This is a genomic window from Croceicoccus sp. BE223 (assembly GCF_031457155.1).
Classification (GTDB): domain Bacteria; phylum Pseudomonadota; class Alphaproteobacteria; order Sphingomonadales; family Sphingomonadaceae; genus Croceicoccus.
The window spans coordinates 507,004-528,584 of the sequence record NZ_JAVDWB010000001.1 but is presented as its reverse complement, the minus strand read 5'-3'; the positions used below and the strand labels follow the sequence as shown (position 1 = coordinate 528,584).

The 21,581-nt window shown below is 68.1% G+C and carries 21 protein-coding genes and 1 tRNA gene; 12 read left to right on the top strand and 10 right to left on the bottom strand.

Going from position 1 to position 21,581, the window contains the following annotated elements:
• Nucleotides 1-30: 30 nt before the first annotated feature.
• A complete protein-coding gene (locus J2X37_RS02620; RefSeq protein ID WP_310017395.1) occupies nt 31-2,574 on the bottom strand; it encodes a TonB-dependent receptor domain-containing protein in 2,544 nt (847 codons plus the stop codon).
• A gap of 241 nt (nt 2,575-2,815) precedes the next feature.
• Here J2X37_RS02620 and J2X37_RS02615 point away from each other — a divergent pair, with 241 nt between their 5' ends.
• Entirely contained in the window at nt 2,816-4,069 is a 1,254-nt protein-coding gene (locus tag J2X37_RS02615) for a cytochrome P450 (RefSeq protein ID WP_310017393.1), read from the top strand.
• Between the two features lie 24 nt (nt 4,070-4,093).
• On the opposite strand, the gene J2X37_RS02610 is transcribed toward J2X37_RS02615, so the two are convergent.
• Nucleotides 4,094-4,885: a ThuA domain-containing protein gene (locus tag J2X37_RS02610; RefSeq protein ID WP_310017391.1), complete on the bottom strand. Its 792-nt coding sequence runs from the start codon at nt 4,883-4,885 to the stop codon at nt 4,094-4,096.
• 190 nt (nt 4,886-5,075) lie between these two features.
• Between J2X37_RS02610 and J2X37_RS02605 the strand changes: the two genes are divergently transcribed.
• The 5 genes from J2X37_RS02605 (at nt 5,076) to J2X37_RS02585 (ending at nt 9,117) form a co-directional block, all read left to right on the top strand.
• The gene (locus J2X37_RS02605) at nt 5,076-5,867 is read left to right on the top strand and encodes a hypothetical protein (RefSeq protein ID WP_310017389.1); all 792 of its coding nucleotides are present in this window, start codon (nt 5,076-5,078) and stop codon (nt 5,865-5,867) included.
• A gap of 89 nt (nt 5,868-5,956) precedes the next feature.
• A complete protein-coding gene (locus tag J2X37_RS02600) occupies nt 5,957-6,856 on the top strand; it encodes a crotonase/enoyl-CoA hydratase family protein (RefSeq protein ID WP_310017387.1) in 900 nt (299 codons plus the stop codon).
• 149 nt (nt 6,857-7,005) lie between these two features.
• Nucleotides 7,006-7,425: a hypothetical protein gene (locus J2X37_RS02595; RefSeq protein WP_310017385.1), complete on the top strand. Its 420-nt coding sequence runs from the start codon at nt 7,006-7,008 to the stop codon at nt 7,423-7,425.
• The gene (locus J2X37_RS02590) at nt 7,418-8,518 is read left to right on the top strand and encodes an alpha/beta fold hydrolase (protein WP_310017383.1); all 1,101 of its coding nucleotides are present in this window, start codon (nt 7,418-7,420) and stop codon (nt 8,516-8,518) included. The genes J2X37_RS02595 and J2X37_RS02590 overlap by 8 nt, the downstream gene beginning before the upstream one ends.
• 20 nt (nt 8,519-8,538) lie before the next feature.
• Nucleotides 8,539-9,117 (top strand): GNAT family N-acetyltransferase, encoded by a 579-nt coding sequence (locus tag J2X37_RS02585; protein ID WP_310017380.1) that lies wholly within the window; start codon nt 8,539-8,541, stop codon nt 9,115-9,117.
• Nucleotides 9,118-9,207: 90 nt separating this feature from the next.
• Here J2X37_RS02585 and J2X37_RS02580 read toward each other — a convergent pair whose 3' ends face one another.
• Both J2X37_RS02580 and J2X37_RS02575 read right to left on the bottom strand, forming a co-directional pair.
• Nucleotides 9,208-9,993 (bottom strand): alpha/beta hydrolase, encoded by a 786-nt coding sequence (locus J2X37_RS02580; protein ID WP_310017378.1) that lies wholly within the window; start codon nt 9,991-9,993, stop codon nt 9,208-9,210.
• Nucleotides 9,994-10,067: 74 nt separating this feature from the next.
• Nucleotides 10,068-11,792, bottom strand: coding sequence for an amidohydrolase family protein (locus J2X37_RS02575; RefSeq protein ID WP_310017375.1), 1,725 nt, complete (start codon nt 11,790-11,792; stop codon nt 10,068-10,070).
• A gap of 224 nt (nt 11,793-12,016) precedes the next feature.
• Here J2X37_RS02575 and J2X37_RS02570 point away from each other — a divergent pair, with 224 nt between their 5' ends.
• The 5 genes from J2X37_RS02570 (at nt 12,017) to J2X37_RS02550 (ending at nt 15,844) form a co-directional block, all read left to right on the top strand.
• Entirely contained in the window at nt 12,017-12,952 is a 936-nt protein-coding gene (locus tag J2X37_RS02570) for an alpha/beta hydrolase (RefSeq protein WP_310017373.1), read from the top strand.
• The gene (gene kynU, locus J2X37_RS02565; RefSeq protein WP_310017371.1) at nt 12,949-14,175 is read left to right on the top strand and encodes a kynureninase; all 1,227 of its coding nucleotides are present in this window, start codon (nt 12,949-12,951) and stop codon (nt 14,173-14,175) included. Before J2X37_RS02570 ends, kynU begins: the two co-directional genes overlap by 4 nt.
• Nucleotides 14,176-14,201: 26 nt before the next feature.
• The gene (locus tag J2X37_RS02560; RefSeq protein WP_310017369.1) at nt 14,202-14,570 is read left to right on the top strand and encodes a hypothetical protein; all 369 of its coding nucleotides are present in this window, start codon (nt 14,202-14,204) and stop codon (nt 14,568-14,570) included.
• A gap of 109 nt (nt 14,571-14,679) precedes the next feature.
• Nucleotides 14,680-15,483: a lipid II flippase Amj family protein gene (locus J2X37_RS02555; RefSeq protein WP_310017368.1), complete on the top strand. Its 804-nt coding sequence runs from the start codon at nt 14,680-14,682 to the stop codon at nt 15,481-15,483.
• Nucleotides 15,484-15,616: 133 nt separating this feature from the next.
• On the top strand, nt 15,617-15,844 hold the full coding sequence (locus J2X37_RS02550; RefSeq protein WP_310017366.1) for a twin-arginine translocase TatA/TatE family subunit: 228 nt from the start codon (nt 15,617-15,619) through the stop codon (nt 15,842-15,844).
• 3 nt (nt 15,845-15,847) lie between these two features.
• Here the strand turns inward: J2X37_RS02550 and J2X37_RS02545 are convergent, their stop codons facing one another.
• The 6 genes from J2X37_RS02545 to J2X37_RS02520 all read right to left on the bottom strand — a co-directional run bounded on the left by J2X37_RS02545 (nt 15,848) and on the right by J2X37_RS02520 (nt 20,483).
• Nucleotides 15,848-18,211 (bottom strand): fimbria/pilus outer membrane usher protein, encoded by a 2,364-nt coding sequence (locus tag J2X37_RS02545; protein ID WP_310017364.1) that lies wholly within the window; start codon nt 18,209-18,211, stop codon nt 15,848-15,850.
• On the bottom strand, nt 18,183-18,938 hold the full coding sequence (locus tag J2X37_RS02540) for a fimbria/pilus periplasmic chaperone (RefSeq protein WP_310017362.1): 756 nt from the start codon (nt 18,936-18,938) through the stop codon (nt 18,183-18,185). The genes J2X37_RS02545 and J2X37_RS02540 overlap by 29 nt, the downstream gene beginning before the upstream one ends.
• Nucleotides 18,939-18,976: 38 nt before the next feature.
• Entirely contained in the window at nt 18,977-19,468 is a 492-nt protein-coding gene (locus J2X37_RS02535; RefSeq protein WP_310017361.1) for a spore coat U domain-containing protein, read from the bottom strand.
• A 193-nt stretch (nt 19,469-19,661) separates the two neighbouring features.
• Entirely contained in the window at nt 19,662-20,069 is a 408-nt protein-coding gene (locus J2X37_RS02530) for a spore coat U domain-containing protein (RefSeq protein ID WP_310017359.1), read from the bottom strand.
• Nucleotides 20,070-20,297: 228 nt separating this feature from the next.
• Nucleotides 20,298-20,372: transfer RNA gene (locus J2X37_RS02525), tRNA-Gln, on the bottom strand.
• Complete coding sequence (locus tag J2X37_RS02520) at nt 20,352-20,483, bottom strand: hypothetical protein (protein WP_310017357.1); 132 nt, start codon at nt 20,481-20,483, stop codon at nt 20,352-20,354. Before J2X37_RS02520 ends, J2X37_RS02525 begins: the two co-directional genes overlap by 21 nt.
• Between J2X37_RS02520 and J2X37_RS02515 the strand changes: the two genes are divergently transcribed.
• Nucleotides 20,482-21,540, top strand: a complete 1,059-nt coding sequence (locus J2X37_RS02515; protein ID WP_310017354.1) for a DNA topoisomerase IB — start codon at nt 20,482-20,484, stop codon at nt 21,538-21,540. The two genes, J2X37_RS02520 and J2X37_RS02515, sit on opposite strands and share 2 nt — an antisense overlap.
• The last annotated feature ends 41 nt before the right edge of the window (nt 21,541-21,581 follow it).

Here is a 21,581-nt window from a genome sequence, read left to right as displayed (position 1 = left end):
AGGCTGAAGGGTGCTTTCCGGTCTGGGCGATCAGGGGATGCGCAGCGTCAGCTGCACGGTGACGGTCCGCGGCATCGAGACGAAGCCGACCTGGTCGGCGCTGACCGCGGTGTTGGTGCCGGTGCCCGTGCCGGTGCCGCTGCCGTCGGTGACGCCGGTGACGATGAAGTGGTTGGTCAGGTTCTTGCCCAGCAACGCCAGTTCCCACCGCTCGTTCTCCGCACCGACGCGCAGGCCCGCGTCGAGCATGACATAGTCGCCCTGCTCCGACAGCGGGCTGCCGAAGGCCGACGTCAGGTAATCCGAACTGTAGCGCGCATCCGCCGACAGGCCGATCTTCAGCCCGTTGCCGAGCGGCCCTTCGTAACGGGCGCCCAGCGTCGCAGTCCAGTCCGGCGCGTCGGACGTCGGCAGGCCCTTCAGGTTCTGGCCCGGCGTGCCGGGGCTGAGCAGGTTGGGAATGCAGCCGTCGTCCAGGCTCTGCCCGCCATAGCAGGGCGACAGCGCATCGCCGTAGCGGGCGCGGTTGTAGTTGGCCGATCCGTTCAGCTGGAACCCGCGCAGCGCGTCGGGGGCGAAGGCGAATTCCATCTCCACGCCCTTGGTCCGCGCTGTACCCGCGTTGATCGAGTTATACGACAGCGCCGCCGAATCGAGGTAGGTCACCTGCAGGTTGGTGAATTCGTAGTTGTATGCGGCGACGTTGAAACGAAGCTGGCGGTTCATCAGCTCGGTTTTCAGGCCGACCTCGAAACCCTTGGCCTTTTCCGGTTCGAACAGGAAGAAGTCGAGCGGCGTGACCGGCGACTGGATCGAGGAGTTGGAGAAGCCGCCCGACTTGTAGGCGGTCTTGTAGGCGGCATAGAGCGTGATGTCGCGCGTCGGCGTCCAGGTCAGCGTCGCTTCGGGCGACCAGTTGTCGAAGCTCTGGTCGGCGGTCAGCGGGTCGTTCACCGCATAGCGCGAGCCCGCAAAGAGCGGGTGGGCGTAGGGCTGGACGAAGTAGCTGTCCTTGGTTTCGTGAATGTAGCGCACGCCCGCCGTCGCCTCGAGCGTTTCGGGCACCAATTCCCACATGAACTGGCCGTAGGCGGACAGCGTCTTGCCGTCGGTGCCGCTGTCCTTGGCATAGGCCACGTAGCGCTTGCCTTCGGGCGCCGCGCTGTTCTCGACCCCGGCGAAAACGACGTTCTGGACGAATCCGCGGGTCGAGGTCTGGTAATAGCCGCCGAGAAGGAAGTTGATCGGGCCTTCGTAGTCCGACAGCAGGCGCAGTTCCTCGGAAAAGGCGTCGTACTCCGAGTTTTCCGTGCCGAAGATGTTGAGGCCGGGCGAGGACACCGACTGGTAGTCGAGGTCGAGCGACCAGACGTTGCGGTTCCACTGGTAGTTGGTGACCGAGGTGAGCATCAGGTCGCCCATCTCGTAGTCGATGGTGCCGGTCACCCCCCACGAGGTGTAGCGGTTGAAGTTCTTGCCGTCGTCGCGGGCGAACTGGGTCTCCGCGCCGATCGAGGCCGGCATGTTGTTGGTGTAGATCGAGAAATCGCGTTCGCACGGCACCCCGGGCGACAGGTGGCTGAAGCCGCCCTCGCAGGCGAAGACCACGTAGTTCCAGGTGCCGATGGTGCGGTTGTAGCCGTAGTTGGCGGTCAGGCGCGCGGTCAGCTTGTCGCTCGCCTCCCACTCCAGCGTGCCGCGCAGCAGCACTTCCCTCTCGCGCGGTCCGTTGTCCTTGTAGGCGGTGGCGGTGTGCGAAGTGGGGCCGTTGTTGACGGTCAGCGACGGGCGGTCGGTGGTGATGTAGGTGACCGGCCCGGCCTTGTTGTCAAACAGGTACCCGAAATCCTTGCCGACGCGCCCGGCCAGACGGAAGCCGAGATTGTCGCCGAGCGGGCCGGAGAGGATCAGTTCCTCGCGCAGCTTGCCGGCGTTGAACTCGTAGCTCGTCTTGGACGATGCGGTGAACTCGTCGGTCGGGTCGGCGGTGGTGATCGAGATCACGCCGGCGGTGGCGTTCTTGCCGAAGAACAGCGACTGCGGACCCTTCAGGATTTCCACCCCGCCAAGATCGAAGAAGCCTTCGTTGATGGTGCGGCCCTGCCCGTAATAGACGCCGTCGACGATCACCGCGATCGACTGTTCGGTCCCGATCGACAGCGAGTTCGACCCGATGCCGCGCAAGGTCAGCTGCGCGCCCGAACCGGTGGCGTTGCGGCCGATCGCCAGCTGCGGCGTGGCGGCGGCGATGCGTTCGAGGCTGGTGAGATCGCGGTCGGCGATTTCCTGGGCCGAGATGGCGGTAACCGAAACCGGCACGTCCTGCGCCGATTCGACGCGCTTGCGGGCGGTCACGACGATTTCCTGGAGACCGCCGCCGGCGGGCTGGACTTCCGCCGCCTCCGACGTGGTGCCGGCGTAGGTCGGCTCGACACCGCTGCCGGGCACCGTGTCCTGGTTCGACTGGGCCAGCGCGGGCTGGGCCAGCACGGCAAGCGCGCTGCCGGCCAGAAGCCAGGTGGCGTTGCGACGAACGACATGCCCACGCAGGGCCGGGGACGCGGTGTGTGCCATCAAATCTCTCCCTTCGCGCACCTAATGAGGATGCTTCAATAACGCCGGGTCTATCACGGTCGCGGCGATAGGGATACAGCGATATAAAATTAAGGCAAGCGAATTATTTTAGTGAAATCGCCGCGAGATTTGCTAATGATTCTGCGCAAACCTGGAGCACAAGAGAGACCCGACCGGCCGATTTCGGTAAAGTCAGGGTTCCTCAGTTGTGTTATAAAACAACAGACAGGAGGATTGCCTGATGACCGAGACGGCCGATTCGCTCGCCGACCTGAGCCTGCTGGACCCCGCGGTTCAGGACGATCCCTTCGACGCCTACGACCGCATCCGCGCGATGCCTGGCATCTACCGGATGCCCGAAACCGGGTTCTACATCGTCACGCGCTACGACGACCTGCGACAGGTGCTGACCGATCCGGCGACGTTTTCGAACAACGTCGACCGCGCCTCGCTGCAGGGCGAGGCGAATTCGAAGATCATGCAGGACTATCTCAACGAACACGGCTGGTCGCACGTCCAGACCCTGCAGCGCACCGACGCGCCGATCCACGCGCGCTACCGCAAGCTGGTCGACCGGGCCTTCACCGTCGGGCGCGTGCGCAACCTGATGCCGCATATCGAGGACATCGCCCACCGCTTGATCGACCGCTTTGCGTCTCGCGGCGAATGCGAGTTCATGGCCGATTACGCCGTGATGCTGCCCGGCACGATCCTCGCCGAACAGATCGGACTCGATGCGAGCGAACTGGATACCTTCCGCCGCTGGGCCGATGCGCTGCTCGCCCCGGCCTCGCGCGTGATGACGCCCGAGGAACTGATAGCCAACGCCGACATCGAGCTCGAGGCGCAGCACCACCTCGCCCGCCTGTTCGAGGAACGCCGCGCCAACCCGCAGGAAGACCTCGTCTCCGCGCTCGTCATGGGGCACCAGGACACCGAGCAGCCGATGACGGTCAACGAACTGCTGTCGATGATGGCGCAGCTGATCGCGGGCGGCTTCGAATCGACGACCAACGCGCTTGGCCATGCGATGCTGCGGCTGGTCCAGCAACCTGATCAGATGGCGAAGCTGCGCGCCGACCCGTCGCTCGCCCGCAACTTCGTCGAGGAAGTGGTCCGCTACGATACCCCGACGCAGGGCCTTCGCCGCCGCACCACGCGCGACGTCGAACTGGCCGGAACGCTGATTCCCGAAGGCTCGGTCGTGATCGTGCGCTATGGCGCGGCAAACCGGGACGGGGCGAAGTTCGAGTGTCCGCATGCTTTCGACATGGAGCGCAGGAACGTGGGCCAGCACCTCGGCTTCGGGGCGGGCGTGCACTTCTGCGTCGGCGCGCCGCTGGCGCGGGCGGAAATCGCGAGCGGCATTCTCGCCATGCTCGAACGACTGGACGACATCCGGCTGGCCCGCCCGCTGGAACAGCCGATCCACCACCCCAATTTCCTGACCCTGCCGCTGCGCGAACTGCCGCTCGCGTTCACCCCGCGGGGCTGACGCCGCCGCCTGCCGGTCTGGCCGTCACCCGCGCGGCGCGGCGATCCAGGCCAGCGCGTTGGTAACGAGCCTGCGATACTCGGGATGCGCGAAGGTCTGCGGTCCGTCGCCGGGCTGGAGATAGACCACGCGCGAGGCGTCGGCCGTCTTGGCCCAGCCGATCAGGCGCTGGTCGTTGGGCGGCGACCATGGTTCGTCCTCGATCCGCCGCACTGCGTTGCGCGCGGAGAGGAAACGCTCGGGCGCGATGTCGCTGACCCGTGTCAGCAGCGGTTGCAGGCCTTCGCTTTCCAGGATTTCCATCGCGTAAAGTTCGTCGTCCAGCTCGAAACGCCCCGCCACGCCCTCGGTCACCGGATGCGGCGCGGTCGCGGCGGTGTAGCGGACGTCGGGGCAATAGCCGCTGTCCTGCCGTGGCGATCCGTCCAGCGCGCCTTCGCGATAGAGGAACCGGCCCCCCAGCATCCGGGCGTAATCGTCCCAGGCCGGCCAGCTCGCGATGGCGTGATGAAGGGCGAGAACACCGGTCCCGCGCCCCAGGATCCGGGCCCAGCCTGCCTTCAGCGCCGCCCCCGGGTCGACCGGAGCGGGCCGTTCTTCCCGCGGCGCACGAAAATCGAGGCCCCACATGTCGTGTAGCACCACCACGTCATAATCGCACAGCAGGTCCGCCTCGATCATCGCGGCGGCGGCGGGCTGGTCGACAAGGGTCGGCTCGGCCCCGCAGGCGCGCAGCATGTCCTCGAACGCGTTGCGGTCGAAGGCATGGCCCTTGACCGCACAGAATGCGCGCAGCGGTTTGCGGTTGGTGGCCATGACCCTCTCCTCATTATCGGAACGGTTGTAGGCGGGACGAAAACTTAAGGCAATTGCTTGATTTATCGCTGTTGACCGAACCTAACCAGCTTAACCCCAGGTCAACATGCTTGATTTCGCAGATGCTTTTCCGTTACGTCGCCCGCATGGGTGTGTCGCGTTGACGGAAAGGGAAGCCGAAGGCTGGGGCGTGGGCGCGATCGTTATCGATCGGCGCTCGAAAATCCGGTGCTGCACCGCGACCCGCCCGCCCGGATTCGCCCACTGGCCGGTCGAGCCGGGACGCTTCCTCGACGGCACGGAAACCGAGTTCAACGAAGGTTTCTACGCGGCGCTGGCGGTGGAGCGCCTAGCCGGCGGGGAAGAGAGCCGCCTTCGCACCAGCACCGGTTCGGGCCAGTCGGTCGACGTCCATTTCCTGCCGATCGTGCTGAACGACGGCGACGACAACGGCTACATGCTGATGATCGTGGGCGCCCCCGAAGAGGGGCTCGAACACGAGGTCGGCAACGTCGTGGCGGAAATGCGGGCGGTCTCGCTCGTCTCGCAGCGCGGTGCGGCGCGGCTCGACGACCTCGCCTTTTCGCTATGCCGCCGGATCGACGTGCTGCTTGCGCTCGCCCGCCTGCGGCATCGGCGCGGCGACGGGCGGCTACCGCTGGGCGAAGTGGTCACCGCGTCGGGTGCCGGCAATATCGTCCTGACCGGTTCGGCCGACCACCCTCTTCTCAACGAACAGGCCAAGGCAGTCGCGCTGGTCCTCAGCGACTGGCACGAAAGCGACCCCGGGACAGGCGGGTCGAGCCTTGCGGCCCGGACCAGCGACGTGCTCGAACTGACCTGGACCGGCCCTGCGCCCGATGGCGAGATCGCTGGCGAATCGGGGCTTGCCGGTCGCATCCTCTCGCGCGTCGACGGGTGGGTTACTTCGGAGCGGGCCGGCGACGCGCTCGTGCGAAGGCTCGTCATCCCGATCCAGTAGGCCGACTTAGCCAGAAGATCAGGCTCGCCCCGGCCCCCCGATGTCCTAGACTGGCCGATGCCCTAGACTGGCGGAGAAGGAGCCCCTCGATGCGCGATTACGACACGATCCGGTACGATGTGGACGACGGCATCCTGCGGCTGGTGCTGGACCGGCCCGACCGGATGAACGCGTTCACCCTTTCCATGTGCGAGGAACTGCAGGACGCCTACGCCCGCGCCAGCGACGACGACGCGGTGCGGGCGATCGTCGTCACCGGATCCGGCAAGGCGTTCTGCGCAGGCATGGACCTGGGGGTCGAGGGCAATGTCTTCGGCCTCGACGAGAGCCGCCGACCGGTGCTGGCCGACCTTGCCGCCGCCGAGGTGGACCCGGCCGTCGAGCGCGGCGTTCGCGACACCGGCGGCAAGGTCACGCTGGCGATGTACGACTGCCGCAAGCCGATCGTCGGTTCGATCAACGGCGCGGCGGTCGGCATCGGCGCGACGATGACCCTGCCGATGGACTTCCGCTTCGCCTCCACCGCCGCGCGGTTCGGCTTCGTCTTCGGACGGCTCGGTATCGTGCCGGAGGCCGCCTCGACCTGGTTCCTGCCGCGCATCGTCGGCATCGAACAGGCGCTCGAATGGTTCTATTCGGCAGACATCTTCGACGCGCAGATCGCGCTGGACAAGGGGCTGGTGCGCCGCGTTTGCGAGCCGGACGCGCTGGTTGAGGACGCGGTCGCCTTCGCCCGCACGCTGGTCACCGACCGCTCGCCGGTCAGCGTCGCGCTGATCCGCCAGATGACCTGGCGCAATTCGGCCCAGCCGCACCCGCGCCACGCCCACGACATCGACAGCCTCGCCGTCTTCTACACCGCGCTGGCCGACGGCGCTGAGGGCGTGCGGGCCTTCCGGGAGAAGCGCCCCGCCGCCTTCTCGTCGCGCGCGTCCGACATGCCGTCGTTCTACCCGTGGCAGGACGAACATGGCCGGCCACGGGGCTGAGCGAAGGGCAGGCTAGCGAGGGACGAATAGCCGCTGGCCGGGCAGGCGCTGCATCAGGCCATTGCGAGCGGGCATGTTGCCGCGCATGGTGGCGGCCCATCCCTAATCATAGTTTTGGGATCGTCCCTTTTCGTCTTTGGTGGTGAACGATGGCTGACAAACCCAAATCCGCCCCCTTCAATCCGCTGGCCGCGTGGCAGGAGGCGATCCAGAAGTGGGAGCACGAGCTCAACGCCTGGTCGGGCCAGTTTACCAGCAGCGAGGAATTCGGCGCCCTGATCGGGCAGGCGACCAAGGCAACCGTCATCGCGCAAAAGGCGATGGCCGAGCAGACCGAGGCGGTGCTTCGCTCGCTGAACCTGCCGAGCAAGAGCCAGATCGAGGAGGTCTCGGAAAGGCTGGCGGTGATCGAGGATCACCTTGCCCAGATGCGCCTGCAACTGGCCCGGTTCGACAGCAGCGCCGCGCCCACGCCCGCCGCGCCCGAACCGCGCCGCACCCGCAAGCCCCCTGCCGCCGCCCCCGCCCCCGCCCCCGCAGCCGGGAAGGCCGCCAAGCGCGATGCCTGACGCGGCCGCGCCGAACGGGCTGGAGATACTCGACCCGGAGCTGATTTCGCGGCAGGTCCGCGAAGAGGTCGACCGCGCGCTGAAGCGCAACATCAAGGGGCTCGACTTCCTCGTCGCCGAAGCGGCGCCGGTGGGCCACATGCCCAAGGACGTGCTCTACCGCGAAGGCACGGCGGTGCTTTACGGCTATCGCCCGCTGCAGGACGAGATCTACCGCGTGCCGCTGCTCGTCGTCTCGCCGCCGTCGAACCGGGGGTACATCTTCGATCTCGCCAAGGGGCAGAGCTTCTTCGAATACCTGCTGCAGCAAGGCTACGACGTTTACAACCTCGACTGGAACCCGCCGCGCCGCGACGAGGCCGGACTGGATTTCGACGATTACGTCGGGCGCTTCATTCCCAAAGCGCTGGAGGTGATCGAGGCGCAGACGGGCGAAAGCGAAGTGAGCCTTGCCGGCTATTGCGCGGGCGGCACGCTGGCGACGACGTACGCCGCGACGAGCTTCGCCCGGCCCATCCGCAACCTGATCCTGCTGGCAACGCCGGTCGATTTCAACCACATGCCGCTGTTCCAGACCTGGGCCGACCGACGCTATTTCGATGTCGACCTGCTGGTCCGCGAGCTGGAACTGATCCCGCCCGAGATCATGCTCGGCGCCTTCGACCTGGCACGGCCCGCGAACCGCCCGGCGGGGCGGGCGACGCTATGGAACAACATGTGGAACGACGATTTCGTCAAGTCCTACCGCATGTTCGACCGCTGGGCCGCCGAAACGCTGCCGATCCCGGGGGCCTATTTCGGCACGCTGGTCAAGAAGCTGATGTGGGAAAACGCGCTGGTCGCCGGCACGCTGGAGGTCTGCGGCGAGACCGCCGACCTCGGCCGGATCGACGCCTCCATCCTCAACATCGTCGCCAGACACGACCACGTCGTCGCGCACGAGGCGACCGCCCCGCTGATGACGATGACCGCATCGAGCGACCGCGACGAAATCGTCGCCAAGGGCGGCCACGTCAGCCTCGTCGCCGGGCCGCCCGCGCTCAAGCGCCTCTGGCCGCTGATCGACCAGTGGCTGGCCCCCCGCTCGGTCTGAATTTTCAGGAGAACCACCCGATGCCCACCACGGATCTCGCGCCGACCACGCTGGACCTCGACGGTCGCAAGGTCGAGCTGCGCCCGCTCACCGCGGCGGATCGCGATGCCATGCTCGCCTTTGCCAATGGCCTGCCGGTGCGCGAACTGCTGTTCCTGCAGCGCGACATCAGGAAGCCGCGCGTATTCGACGCGTGGATCGAACAGATCGAGGCCGGCACCATCCGCAGCCTCGTCGCCGTCCATGGCGGAGAGATCCACGGCTGCTGCGCGCTGGTCCGCGACGAACTGAGCTGGTCGCCGCATGTCGCCGACGTGCGCGTGCTGGTCGACCTCGAAAGCCGCGGCATGGGGCTTGGCCGGTTGCTGGCGATGCACTGCCTCGACATCGCGTCGCAGAACGGGATCGAGAAGCTGCTGGTGCGCATGACCACCGACCAGCCCGCCGCGCGCACGATGTTCGAGGAGATGGGCTTCCGTCCCGAGGCGCTGCTGCGCGACCATGTTCGCGACGCCGACGGGGTGGCGAGCGACATCCTGATCATGGCGCTGGCGGTGCGTAGCCACGCATCGCGGCTGGGCGTCTACGGCCTCAACTGAAGCGGGCCGCCTGCGCTCAGGCCTCCTGCGCTCAGGCCGGCCCGATCAGGCCGCCCCGATCAGGCCCCCCCCCCGATCACTCCATGCGGCTCAGGCGCGGGGCGATCCGCGATAGAAGGCGCTGAACGGCCCGGCCTGGTCGAACGGCAGCCAGTTCTGTTCGGGCTGGGACAGCCGGTCGGCGACGATGTAGAACACCGCCGGGTTGGTGACGAAGCCGAAATGGCTCGACACCACCTCGATGTTCTCGGTCCTCTCGTCGGTCTCGCTGATGCAGTTCTGCCAGGCGGTGATGCCGTCGGTGCGCGAATAGACCGCGCTCGACGGAACCGGCAGGACCTTGTGCCCGTCGGCATAGCGGGCGTGGTGGCGCATGTCGGCGATGCGGTTGCCGGTCAGCAGTTCGTACAGCGAATTGAGGTTGGTCGCCGAAGGGTTGCCGGTGAACGGGCTGCCCAGCGTCACGACCTGGCGCACGTCTTCGGGATCGCGGCGGGTCGCCTCGCGCGCGATGACGCCGCCCAGGCTCCACCCCACGAGCGACACCTTGCGGCCCGTTTCGGCGCGAATCTCGGCGATGCGGCGGGCGATATGCTCGCCGTTTTCGCCGGTGGTGTGCTGGTCGAGGTTCCAGCCGAGATCCCAGGCGTGGACCGAATAGCCCAGCCGCGACAGGAACAGGCGCAGCAGCCCCGTCATCTGGTCGTTGGTGGCAAAGCCGGGCAGGACCATCACCGGGTGCCCGTCGCCGCGCGGGGCATAGGCCATGAGCGGATAGGTCGCGACCAGAGTCGCCCACTCGGCAAGGCAGCGAAGCCCCTCGACCATGGTGAGGACGGGCAGCGGGCTGACGATTTCGTTGCGGTGCGGCATCATGCCACGGATGGTCGCTGACCGGCGCGGCGGCTACAAGCCCTTTTGTCAGGTGGCCATCGGCGCGAAAGTCTGGGTCAGCCCCGCCCCCGGTGGCGCAGCACCCGTCCCGGCAGCGCGCCGGTAGCGCTATCGTCCTCGCGCGTGACCGTGCCGCCGACGACGGTCATCTGGAATCCGCGCACGTCCTGCAGCAACCGGCTCGCCCCTTCGGGCAGGTCGTCGACGATGGTCGGCTTGCCCAGCGTGAGGTTGGCGAAATCGATCAGGTTGATGTCGGCCCGCATGCCGGGTTCGAGCGTGCCGCGATCGCGGATGCCCATCGAGCGGGCGGTATCGCGCGACATCATCCGCACCACCTGCTCCACCGGCATCGTCGGCCCGCGCCGCCGGTCGCGCGCCCAGTGGGTGAGCATGAAGCTGTTCATCGAACCGTCGCAGATGGTCATCACGTGCGCGCCGGCGTCGGACGCGCCGAGCACCGATGCCGGGTGCTCCAGCATCGGTCGCATCCGCTCCAGCCCGCCGTCGACGTAGTTGTTGATGGCCAGGAGCAGGCGGGGATGGCGGCTCGTGGTCAGCATCGTGTCGTAGGCATAGGACTGCACCGTCCGTCCCGACGCGCGGGCCAGCCCGACGACGTTCATCGCCTCGTCCGGTTCGTAATCGGCCTGCTCGCCCAGGTCGTAGCAGCGTTCCCAGTGGCTGTTGAGGAACTGGCCGAAGCTGCCTTCGGGGTCGGTTTCGGCCAGGATGCGCGCCTTGACCTCCGGGTCGGCCAGCTTTTCCAGCCATGCCTCGCGCGGGAACTGCGCCTTGATCGCCCGGAACGAGGGACGCTCCATGAACGGGTGGGTGCCAAAGAAACTGAGCAAGGCGCCGATCGACCGTCCGCTGACCTGGCCGAATGCCCGGCTGCGGCCACCGGCGTTGATCCGCCCCGCCCATTCGAGCTGGCTCTGCCAGTAATCGGGATCGAGATTGGGCTGGAGCATCAGCATGTGCACGTCGACCCCGGTTTCGCGCACGATCCGGTCGAACATCGCCATCTCGTCGCGGATGGCCGAAGGGTCTTCGCCGACCACGCCGGCGGGCGCGAATTCCATCACCCCGCCATGCCGCGCCACTTCGCGGGCCAGCGCCATCAATTCCTTCTGGTCCGCGCCGAAGTCCGGGGTCATGTCGCCGCGCACGGTGCGGTGGACCGATGTGCGCGAGCTGGAGAGGCCGAACGCGCCGGCCTGCATCGCCGCATCGGTGATGCGCGCCATTGCGGCGATCTCCTCGTCGCTCGCCGGCTGCTCGGTGCCGACCTTGTCGCCCAGCACGAACAGCCGGAGCGGCCCGTGCGGCAGGTAGGCACCGATGTCGAAGCTGCGCGCCTGCGCGTCGAGCACGTCGAGGTATTCGGGAAAGCTGGACCAGTTCCACTTGAGCCCGGCGTGGAGCGCGCTGCCGGGGATTTCCTCGACCCCGTCCATCAGGTCGATCAGCCGCGCCTCGTCGCCGCGATGGACGGGCGCGAAGCCGACCCCGCAGTTGCCAAGGATGGCGGTCGTCACCCCAGAGCTGAAAGAAGGATCGAGCACCGGGTCCCAGGTCGCCTGCCCGTCGTAATGGGTGTGGATGTCGACCCAGCCCGGCGTAACCAGCAGCCCGTCGGCATCGACGGTGCGATGCGCCGTATCGCCGATGCGACCGACTTCGACGATCCGGCCGTCCTTCACGCCGACGTCGGCGGTGCGGATGGCGGCTCCGGTTCCGTCGGCCACCTGGCCGCCACGGATCAACAGGTCTAGCATGTGCGAACCCTCTCTCGTCTGTTTGCCCCAGCCTAGCGTCTCGCGTCCGCCGATGCGACCGGCCCTGCCCTGTGACTTTGACGAGTGAGGCGCGTGACGGCAAAGGACGCGGCGCCTGTCGCCAACCGGTTGATTTGTCGCGCACCGGGGCTGGATCGCGCGGCCAAGGCATGGGATCAGGGGGCGTGCCCCACCGTGCCCCCTCCCCCTTCGCCAGGTGCGCCATGATGCTGACCGCCCCGACCCTGACGCCGATCGCGCTGGCCGCCTGCGATCCGGCCCCGAAATCTGCGACCGAGCCGTCAACCAAGGCCGCCGCGCCATCGGTGATGACCTACGCCGATTTCCAGCAATTGTCCCAGCCGCCCGCGCCCGCGACGCTGGCCTATGGCGACGATCCGCTGCAGGTCGTCGAACTGTGGAAGCCGGACGGCAAGGGGCCGTTCCCGGTGGTGCTGCTGCTCCACGGCGGCTGCTGGCAGAGCGGGGTGGCAAGGGCCGACATCATGCACCGCCAGGCCGCCGCGCTGGTTGCAAAGGGCGTCGCGGTGTGGAGCGTCGAATACCGCGGCGTCGACATGCCCGGCGGCGGCTATCCCGGCACGTTCGCCGATGTCGCCGCGGCGGCCGACCTTCTGGCGCGGACGGGGGCGGAGCATGACCTCGACACGTCCCGCGTCGTCGCCATGGGCCATTCGGCGGGCGGTCATCTCGCGCTCTGGCTCGCAGCCCGGCCTCGCATCGCGCCGACCAGCGCGTTGCATGGATCGGCACCGCTGAAGATCACGGGCGTGGTGAGCCTCGGTGGTCTGCCCGATCTCGCCGCGGCGAGGACCGAGGCGGCCGAAGCCTGCGGCGTCGATACCGTCGACCGGCTGGTCGGGCCGGTCACGCCGGCCCATCCCGATCCCTACGCCGACACTTCGCCTGTCGCGCTGCTGCCGATCGGGGTGCCGCAAGTGCAGATCTCGGGCGAGGACGACGGGATCGCCCCGCCGCGCTTTGCCGAAGCCTATGCCGCCAAGGCCCTGGCCAAGGGCGAGAGGGTCGTGTCGCGCACCATCCCGGCGCAGGGGCATTTCGAACTGATCGTCCCCGGCACGCCTGCCGGTGATGCGGCGATCGATGCCGCGGTCGACCTGCTGGGCCGCAAACCGTGACTCGCGAAGAGGTGCTGGCCCTCGACGCCGCGGACTCGCTGGCCTTTGCGCGCGAGCGCTTCGCGCTGCCGGATGGCACGATCTACCTCGACGGCAACTCGCTCGGCGCGCTGCCTGCGGGAACGCCGGGCCACGTCGCACGGGTGGTCGAGGAACAGTGGGGCCGCGACCTCATCGCCAGCTGGAACCGGCACGACTGGATCGGCCTGCCCCAGCGCGTCGGCGCGCGCATTGCCGGTCTGGTCGGCGCGGGCGAGGACGAGGTCATCGCCTGCGATTCGACTTCGGTGAACCTGTTCAAGCTGCTGAGCGCCGCCTTGCCGCTACGCGCCGACAGCAGCGATCTGGTCATCGAGGACGCGGGCTTCCCGACCGACCGCTACATCGCCGCCGAAGTCGCCGCCCGCGCCGGACGCAGCTTGCGCGCCGTGCCCCGCGCGGACCTCGCCTCTGCCATCGACGAGCGCACCGCGCTGGTCCTGCTGACCCATGTCGATTATCGCGGCGGCGGCATCGCCGACATCGCCGCGATCACCGCCGCGGCCCACGCAGCCGGCGCCCTGGTGCTCTGGGATCTCAGCCACAGCGCGGGCGCGGTCGCGGTGGACCTGGCCAGGGCGCGGGCCGACATGGCGGTCGGCTGCGGCTACAAGTACCTGAACGGCGGGCCGGGCGCCCCGGCGTGGCTCTATGTCCGCCGCGAGCTCCAGGATGCTCTGGCCACGCCGATCCCCGGCTGGCTGGGGCATGCCGCGCCGTTCGCCTTCACGCAGGACTATCGCCCCGCGCCCGGCCTTTCCCGGATGCTCTGCGGCACGCCCCCGGTGCTGGCGATGGCGGCGCTGGAACACGGGCTGATGCAGTTCGAGGGTGTTCCTTTGCCCGCCCTCTTTGCCAAGGGCCGCGCGCTCGGCGACCTCGCCATCTGGCTGGTCGAGGATCGCTGCGCCGGGCACGGTTTCATTCTCGCCTCGCCCCGCGACGGGGCATCGCGCGGCAGCCATGTCGCCTTCGCCCACCCGCACGCCCATGCCCTGTGCCAGGCGCTGATCGCGCGCGGCGTCGTCGGCGATTTCCGCGCGCCGGACATCCTGCGCCTCGGCTTCGCGCCCCTCTACCTGCGCCTTGTCGAGGTATGGGACGCGGTGGAGATCCTGGGCCAGATCCTCGACAGCGGAGAGTGGGACCAGCCCCGCTTCCACCAGCGCGACCGCGTGACCTGACGGACGCCGGGATCGCGGCAGCGCCTATGCGCGTTGCAGGGATCATGCCCGGCGACCCGCAACCCGCAATCCCGAAGCACCCGGTCACGCCGGACGGTCGCTACTTCGTCGTGCGCGGACGGCTGTGGCGCTGCTCCGACCCTCGCCTGCCGGAACGCCGCCGCGCCGAACTGGTCCGCGAGCTTATGCGGGCGCGCGGTGCGGTCGGCCATGCCCTGCGCGCCGGGGACGCAGCGGCCCTGAAGGCTGCGCGTGCGCAGGTCGACACCGCCAAGATCGCGCTGGGCGAACGCGGCCCGGTGTGGTGGCACGACGGCGCGCCCGATCTCAACCGCAGGCTGGCGCGCAACACGCCCTATGCCGACTGGTTCGCTGGGGTCGATCCCGCCGCCTGAGCCGAAGCGAGGGTTTTTCCACCCCGCGCTTTCCCCCGTCGCCAGCCGCCGCGAGTCCCGGTAATAGCGCCAGGGCCGCATCCTTCGCGGCTTTTTTCGAAAGCGGCAGATGGACGGCAATCTCGCGCTCCTGTGCATCCTTACCGGGGTGATCAACCTGATCGGTGCGCTGGCCTATGGTGCAAGGATCGCGGGGGTGCGCACCCGACGCATCGCGATGAGCTTCGCGGTGTTCAACATCCTCGTCCTCGTGTCGCGGCTGTCGAACGGGTTTCTGGCGCCGATCCTCGCCAAGCGGGTGGAGAACGGCATCGCGGCGGGGCACGGGCACGACATCGCCGGCGACTTCCACTGGCTGATGGCCTCGGCCAGCGTGGCGATCCTCATCGGCATCCTGCTGGTGCCGACGGCGCAGCGGGTCTTTTCCGCCGCGATCGGCTCGATGAAGACCCGCCCGTCGGTGGCGCGGATCTTGCTGCGCGGCATATCGCCGGCGGGCCTGCGCCTGCTGCGCGACGCGGCGGTCATGCCGGCTGCCGATCACCTGCAATCCGTCGCCCGGCCCAAGCGGCACCTCTGGCCGATGCTGGCGGCGAACGTGGTGGCGCAATCGCTGCTGATCGTCGGCGTCTTCGCCTCGCTCTATGCCGGGTATCTCGATCCGACCTACCGGGTCACCGCGTCGCAGCTTTCGGCAGTGATCAACGGGGTGGCGACGATCCTGCTCTTCGCCTTCATCGACCCGCACCTGTCGGTGCTGACCGACGACGTCATCGACGGCAAGATGGGCGAAGGCGAGTTCCGCCAGGTCATCGTGTGGATCTCGATCAGCCGGCTGGTCGGATCGCTGGCGGCGCAGGCGCTGTTCCTGCCCGCGGCCTGGCTGGTCGCGCGGATCGCCGCGGTGATCTGACCGGACGGGCCGCCCCTGCGGCCTGCCGCAAGCCGGCCTCCGCCAAGGCAGATTCCGATGGCGGACCGCCCATTTCGGGGGTATGAGCGCGCGGCTGGCGGGTCATCGTGCCCGCTTTATCGGAGTGACGCACTTGGGTTCGTTTTCACTGACGCACTGGATCATCGTGGCCATCGTCGTGCTGGTGCTGTTCGGACGCGGCAAGCTTTCCGAGACGATGGGCGATTTCGGCAAGGGCCTGCGCGAATTCAAGAAGGGCATGAACGAGCCCGAGCGCGATCAGCCGAAGCTGCCCCGACCCGACCAGGCCGTGTCCGAACCGAGCGTCGCCGCCGAGACGACGCCTTCGCGAGAGGGCTGACCCTCAGCGACAGGTGGCGAGCGCCTGGGCGATGCCCGGCGTGTCCGATAGTGGCGGCACTGCGATTTCGCACTGGCGCCCGTCGGCCAGCTTCGCCTCCAGCTTGCGGTCTGCCGACAGCCGGTTGAAGTCCATCAGCCCGTCGTAGGCGACCATGTAGCTGTCGCCCGACGCGGCGGTCAGCTTCGTGCCCAGCGGCAGGACGGTGCCGTCGGCTTCGGCCACCAGCAACGGAACCGAGCGCCAGGCCCGCACGTCGATATCGACGCGACCCACCGCGCCCGGCACGATCGCGACCCGCTTGTAGGTCGAGCGGGCGACCGCCTCGTCCGGCAGCTTTTCGGGATCGATGTCGAACTGGATCGGCACCATCGGCGTCACTTCCTCGACCAGCAGGCGGCCCTTCCTGTCGGTGACCCCGGCGAGCCGGTGCTCCCGCGTGACCGTGACGCCCGCGACGCTCCCGGTCTTGACGAAGGCAAACGATCCGCCGGTCTGGTTGCGGGCAAAGACGGTGCCGCCGGTCGCGATCACCGTGCCCCGCGCGTTCAGCCGCGCCGCGCTGCGCCCCGCCACCGTTTCGGCCTGAATTTCCGCACGGCCATATTCGCTGCGATACGATCCGCGCGCCGCGAACCGCTCGACGATGCTCTTCGTCGCCTCGATGCCGTAGCCGATCTCGCCGGGGACGACATCGGGCCGGAAGAAGCTGGCCTGCGCGGTCGTCTGGCCCGATTCGCGCGCAGCACTAGCCTGCGCGTGGCGCCCGCGCGACAGTTGCAGCGAAAGGCCGACCATCGCGCCGTAGCTGGTCCTGTCGCCGCGCCGCCGCGACACGTCGGCAAAGACGTCCAGGCTCTTCGACAGCGGCATGCGGAACGTAGAGCGCAGGAGATCGATCCGCCGTTCCTGCAAGGTGAAGCGCGGATCGTCGCCGCGCCGTTCGATGCGGCTGGCGGCGAATTGCAGCTGCGAGGCGCGGCTCACGTCGAACGCCAGCGAAGCGTTGTACTGGCGCGGCGGAAGGTCGTCGCCCGACGCGGCGGCAAGGTCGGCATAGCGGCCCGTCGGCACGATCGCCTCGACCCGCCCGGAAATGCCGCGCCCGATCGATTCGACTCCCGCCCGGATCAGCGAGCCGCTGCCCCTGCCCGTGCTCAGCCGCGCCTCGGCAAAGACCATGGCCGCGCCGCCGATCGTCTGTTCCGCCTGTAGCCCGATGTTCGCGATGCCGGCCCCGACTTCGCCCGAAAAGCCGAGCGAGAGCGCCCGGCTCATGCCGCGCCGGCCGAACCAGGTCAGCGCGAGATCGCGATAGTCGCTGCTCTCCCGCCCGAAGTTGCGACGGATGAAACCGGCGTTCACCCCCGCCTGCCAGCGCCCCACCGGCACCAGTTCGCGCGAGACGTAGATCCGGGCGGTCTGCACCACCTCGCGCCCCAGCGCGTCCTGCACCACGACCGAGACTTCGCCGCGTCCCGGATTGACCGGGATGTTGCTGATCTGGAACTCGCCCGCCTCCAGCTCGCCGCCGGAAAAACGCCGGTCGTTGACGATGAGGTCGATGGCGGTGGGCACCGCCACCTGGCCGGCGAAGCCCGGCAGCGGATAAGTGACGAGATCGGGCCGCAGCGCCATGTCGGTCGCCACTTGCACGCCCGCCATGCGCAGCGGGCGCTGGCTGCGGCTGCCCGCGCTGACATAGTCGCCCAAGGTAGCGTTGATGCCCCGGCGCACCGAGACATGGCGCAGCGCGGTGTCGAGCCGGATCAGGCCGTCGATCCCGGTCGAGGGCTTCGACACCCATTGCAGCGAGGTGCCCAGCTCGTACTCGCCATAGACCGCGCGCGGGCTGAAGAAGCCCGCCGCCACCGTGCCTGCGCCAAACGTCGCGGTCAGGTCGTAGTCCATCAGCCCCGCGAACATCGGCACGAAGTCGCCGGGTGCTGCCTCTCGCCGGGCGAAGTCGATGTCGTTGGGGCCGTCGCCGCGGCGGAACCGCTTGATGGCCAGCGTCTGCGTCTGGCGGTCGAAGTTCCAGCTTGCCACCGCGAGGTCGGCGACCGCCACGTACCCGGACCGGCCCTCCGGCACCGGAATGGCGGCGGCGCGCGCGGCTTCGGCATCGATGGTGAGCACCCCGTCCTGCCACGCCAGGGCGATGAACCGGTCGAGAAGGACCCCGTCGAGCTCGACCGCGACGAGGCCCGGCCCCGAAAGGTCGGTCGCGTCATCGAGCGAGACGATATCGGGGAGCGCGAACGGATCCTCGACCTGCGCCCGCGCGGTCGTCGCCGAGGCGGTCAGCAGCAGGCAGCAGGCGACCGCGCGAAGAAGGCTAGCCGCAGCGCGAAGCGGCCTGGACATCGACCGGCTCGCCATCGATCAGCACCGAAACCGCCACCGGCCCCGCGGGGCAGGCCCCTGCCAGCGGCCAGTTGATGGCGCTTCCGCCCAGAAGGTAGCGAAGGCCGTTGCGATCGACGTTGACCGCCTGACCGCTGGCGTCGCGGGCGGAAAGGTTGACGATCTTCACCGTCTGCCCGCCCATGTTGCGGGCGGTCAGGCCATCCGGGCCGAAAGCCCAGTCGAGCTGCGGCGCGCTGGCGATGTCGCGATCGACGAACAGCGGGATGGTGAAGCGCAGCCGCGCGGTGGCCGAACCGTGGCGGGTCTGCGAAGGATCGGGCAACTGGTCGATGGCGACGCGATAGCGCCCTTCGCCGGTGCCCCCACCGCCGCCGCCGCCGGTGCGCAGGACGCGGAAGAACTGTTCCTCGCCCGGTTCGATGGTGATGATCGCGGGCGTGATGACGATGTCGGTCGTTGCCGCGTATTCGTCCTCCCCGCCGGCCTGGCTCCACGCGAAGGCGCGCACCTGGACGCCGATCCTGGTGGTGGAGGGATTGCGCAGCCGCAAGGTGGCAGCGGTCTGGCCGCTGCCGATCTCGAGGCGGAGCGGAGCGACCGCGACCGTTGCGCCCATGTCGGGCAAGGCGGCAGGGGCTGGCGCTGCCGCCCCGCCCGCACCTTCGTCCCCGTTGCCGGTCGCCAGAAGGGCAACCGGGGCCAGAAACGCCGCAATCGGTCTCATCTGCTCCGCCCCCGCACTCTCGTCAGGCGCGCTTCCGATCAGAACGTGACGGTAACGGTCACCGAGTCCGAATAGGAGCCGGCCTTCACCGATCCCGCACTCGTCGGAATGCGTCCGTAGGCGGTATGCGATCCGGTGCCGCTGGTGGCAACGCCGATGGCGACGTTACCCGCAGACGAATTCCACACCTGGGTGCGGGCCGAATCGAGATAGACCTCGTAAGGAATGGTCTGCGTCGCGTCGGTGCTGCTCTGCAGGAAGCGCTGCGTGCCGCCCGCGGCATGCGTGCCGAAGTCCATGCCGACCGAATAGCTCGTGCCGATGGTGCAGGCCAGCGAGACGGTGGCGGTGGTGTCGATGTTGCTGGCGCCGAGCACCGGCAGGGTGCCGAACGCCATCGGCGAGGCGGCGACGGTGCAGGCATCGATAACGGTCGCGGTGACCGGCATCTGCGTGCTCGACGTGCCCGCAAAGGCCGGCGCGGCGATGAGCGCAGCCGATGCGGCCCCGATTGCGATGATTTTGCGCATGTTCAATTGATCCCCAACTGCTGTGACGTGTCCGTCCGTTCCTGAGCAGTTCGGGAATTAGCGGCATCTTATGTAGAAATGCCTAATCGCGGTTTAGAACCGCGTTAACCTTCTGTATTTTCCCGCCTTGTCGCCCAGCCAGCGGCCGCGCGCCGCCGGCCCGCGCGACGCGTCACGGGTTCGCCGACGACGGTCAGAAGTTTACGGTGACGACGATATAGTCGAAATAGGAGCCGGACCGCACGGTCTGTGTCGTCGACTTGATCTTGCCGTATGCAGTGTGCGTCGCCCGCCCGGTCGGGCCGGTGTTGCCGCTGACCATGTTGGTCTTCTGGTTCCCCCACTCCGACGTCATTTTCGCATCGCGATAGACTTCGTAGGGCAAATAGCGGTTGAGCACCGGGTCGAACATCTGCCGGGTATTGCCCTGGACGTGCATGCCCCGGTCCATCCCGATCGTGTAGGTCACGCTCGGCGTGCAGGCGAGCACCAGCACCGAAGTCGCCGTCACCTTGCCGCTGGCCGCCGGGGTGGTGATGCCGAAGGCCATCGTCGGCGCGGAGATCGTGCACCCGTCGCGGACGGTGGCGGTTACCGGCATGACGGTCGAGGCGCTTTGGGCACAGGCGATCGCGGGCATTAACGCCCACGCAGCGCCGCAAAGGCTCAAGATGCGTGCAAACGACATGGTCTAACGCGTATGGTAAATGGCCCAAATTCGTTGCCAAAACCATAATCGCGATCTCGTCCCGCGCCCAATGACCCAATCTGGGGCAGCATCGAAGGGGCAGCACGTGCCGACGTCAGGCCTTCCCGACGCGCGGAAACCTGGCTGGGGCGGCAGGATTCGAACCTGCGAATGCCGGTACCAAAAACCGGTGCCTTACCACTTGGCGACGCCCCAGCGATCGGCGTTTTCGCCGACGAGCGCCCGCATATAGCGGGGCTGGCGCGGATGAAAAGAGGCGATGGGCAGGAACTTGCGCGCCTTATCCTCCGTTTGCGGATTCACCATGACCGCTCGCCCCTCCCCCGCCTCCGGCGCTTCTGCTCCCGCCTCGGACACCTCCGGCAACGGATTGATCTTCGTCGACGATTCGCTTCCCGGCATCAGCCGTCGGCGCTGCGGCAAGGGATGGTCCTATACCGATGCGCAGGGGCGCAGGATCACCGACCGCGCGGAGATCCGCAGGCTCAACGCCATCGCCCTGCCGCCCGCCTATGTCGATGCGTGGTTCTGCCCGGCCGACAACGGCCACATCCTGGCCACCGGCATCGATGCCAAGGGGCGCAAGCAGTATCGCTACCACCCCCAGTTTCGCGCCGAGCGCGAAAGCAAGAAGTTCGACCGCACCGTCGCCTTTGCCAAGGCCCTGCCCTTGCTGCGCCGGCGGGTGGAAGACGACCTCTCGCGCCGCGGCCTGACGCGCGAACGGGCACTCGCCTCGGTCGTTCGCCTGCTCGACCTGGGCCGCCTTCGCGTCGGCAACGAGGCCTATGCCAAGGCCAATTCCAGTTTCGGCGCGACGACGTTGCGCCGCCGCCACCTGAAGCTTGGCGGCAAGCGGCTGTCGCTCCGTTTCAAGGGCAAGTCGGGCCAACAGCGCGAAGTCACCCTGACCGACCGCAGCCTGCTTCGCTTCGTGAAGCAGGTGCAGGACCTGCCCGGCCAGCACCTGTTCCAGTACATCGACGACGACGGCGAGGCGCGGCCCGTCACGTCCGGCGACGTCAACGAATACTTGCGCGAAACGATGGGCGGCGATTTCAGCGCGAAGGATTTCCGCACGTTCCACGGCAGCGCCCTCGGCTTTGCCACGCTGGTCGCGGCGAGAGTGCGTGTTCCGCTGAAGGCGGTGCTCGCCGAAGTGTCCAGCCGCCTCGGCAACACGCCCGCCGTCGCGCGGCGCAGCTACATCCATCCCGCCGTGCTCGAACTGGTCGACGTGCAGGAGGATTGGCGCCCGACGGTCGCGCTTCCGCGCAAGACCCGTTGGCTGACACGGGCCGAACGCGGGCTGATCGACCTTCTGGAAAGATGCCGTGGCAAGGACGCTTCTGTCGCGGCTTAATCGATCCGAAACGGATCGGTTGTTACTAAATTACGACTTGC

Coding starts and splice junctions, on each gene's coding strand:
- J2X37_RS02620 (WP_310017395.1), bottom strand. CDS start 2,574: ATGGCACACACCGCGTCCCCGGCCCTGCGTGGGCATGTCGTTCGTCGC.
- J2X37_RS02615 (WP_310017393.1), top strand. CDS start 2,816: ATGACCGAGACGGCCGATTCGCTCGCCGACCTGAGCCTGCTGGACCCC.
- J2X37_RS02610 (WP_310017391.1), bottom strand. CDS start 4,885: ATGGCCACCAACCGCAAACCGCTGCGCGCATTCTGTGCGGTCAAGGGC.
- J2X37_RS02600 (WP_310017387.1), top strand. CDS start 5,957: ATGCGCGATTACGACACGATCCGGTACGATGTGGACGACGGCATCCTG.
- J2X37_RS02595 (WP_310017385.1), top strand. CDS start 7,006: ATGGCTGACAAACCCAAATCCGCCCCCTTCAATCCGCTGGCCGCGTGG.
- J2X37_RS02590 (WP_310017383.1), top strand. CDS start 7,418: ATGCCTGACGCGGCCGCGCCGAACGGGCTGGAGATACTCGACCCGGAG.
- J2X37_RS02585 (WP_310017380.1), top strand. CDS start 8,539: ATGCCCACCACGGATCTCGCGCCGACCACGCTGGACCTCGACGGTCGC.
- J2X37_RS02580 (WP_310017378.1), bottom strand. CDS start 9,993: ATGATGCCGCACCGCAACGAAATCGTCAGCCCGCTGCCCGTCCTCACC.
- J2X37_RS02575 (WP_310017375.1), bottom strand. CDS start 11,792: ATGCTAGACCTGTTGATCCGTGGCGGCCAGGTGGCCGACGGAACCGGA.
- J2X37_RS02570 (WP_310017373.1), top strand. CDS start 12,017: ATGATGCTGACCGCCCCGACCCTGACGCCGATCGCGCTGGCCGCCTGC.
- J2X37_RS02560 (WP_310017369.1), top strand. CDS start 14,202: ATGCGCGTTGCAGGGATCATGCCCGGCGACCCGCAACCCGCAATCCCG.
- J2X37_RS02555 (WP_310017368.1), top strand. CDS start 14,680: ATGGACGGCAATCTCGCGCTCCTGTGCATCCTTACCGGGGTGATCAAC.
- J2X37_RS02545 (WP_310017364.1), bottom strand. CDS start 18,211: ATGTCCAGGCCGCTTCGCGCTGCGGCTAGCCTTCTTCGCGCGGTCGCC.
- J2X37_RS02540 (WP_310017362.1), bottom strand. CDS start 18,938: ATGAGACCGATTGCGGCGTTTCTGGCCCCGGTTGCCCTTCTGGCGACC.
- J2X37_RS02535 (WP_310017361.1), bottom strand. CDS start 19,468: ATGCGCAAAATCATCGCAATCGGGGCCGCATCGGCTGCGCTCATCGCC.
- J2X37_RS02530 (WP_310017359.1), bottom strand. CDS start 20,069: ATGCCGGTAACCGCCACCGTCCGCGACGGGTGCACGATCTCCGCGCCG.
- J2X37_RS02515 (WP_310017354.1), top strand. CDS start 20,482: ATGACCGCTCGCCCCTCCCCCGCCTCCGGCGCTTCTGCTCCCGCCTCG.
- J2X37_RS02520 (WP_310017357.1), bottom strand. CDS start 20,483: ATGGTGAATCCGCAAACGGAGGATAAGGCGCGCAAGTTCCTGCCCATC.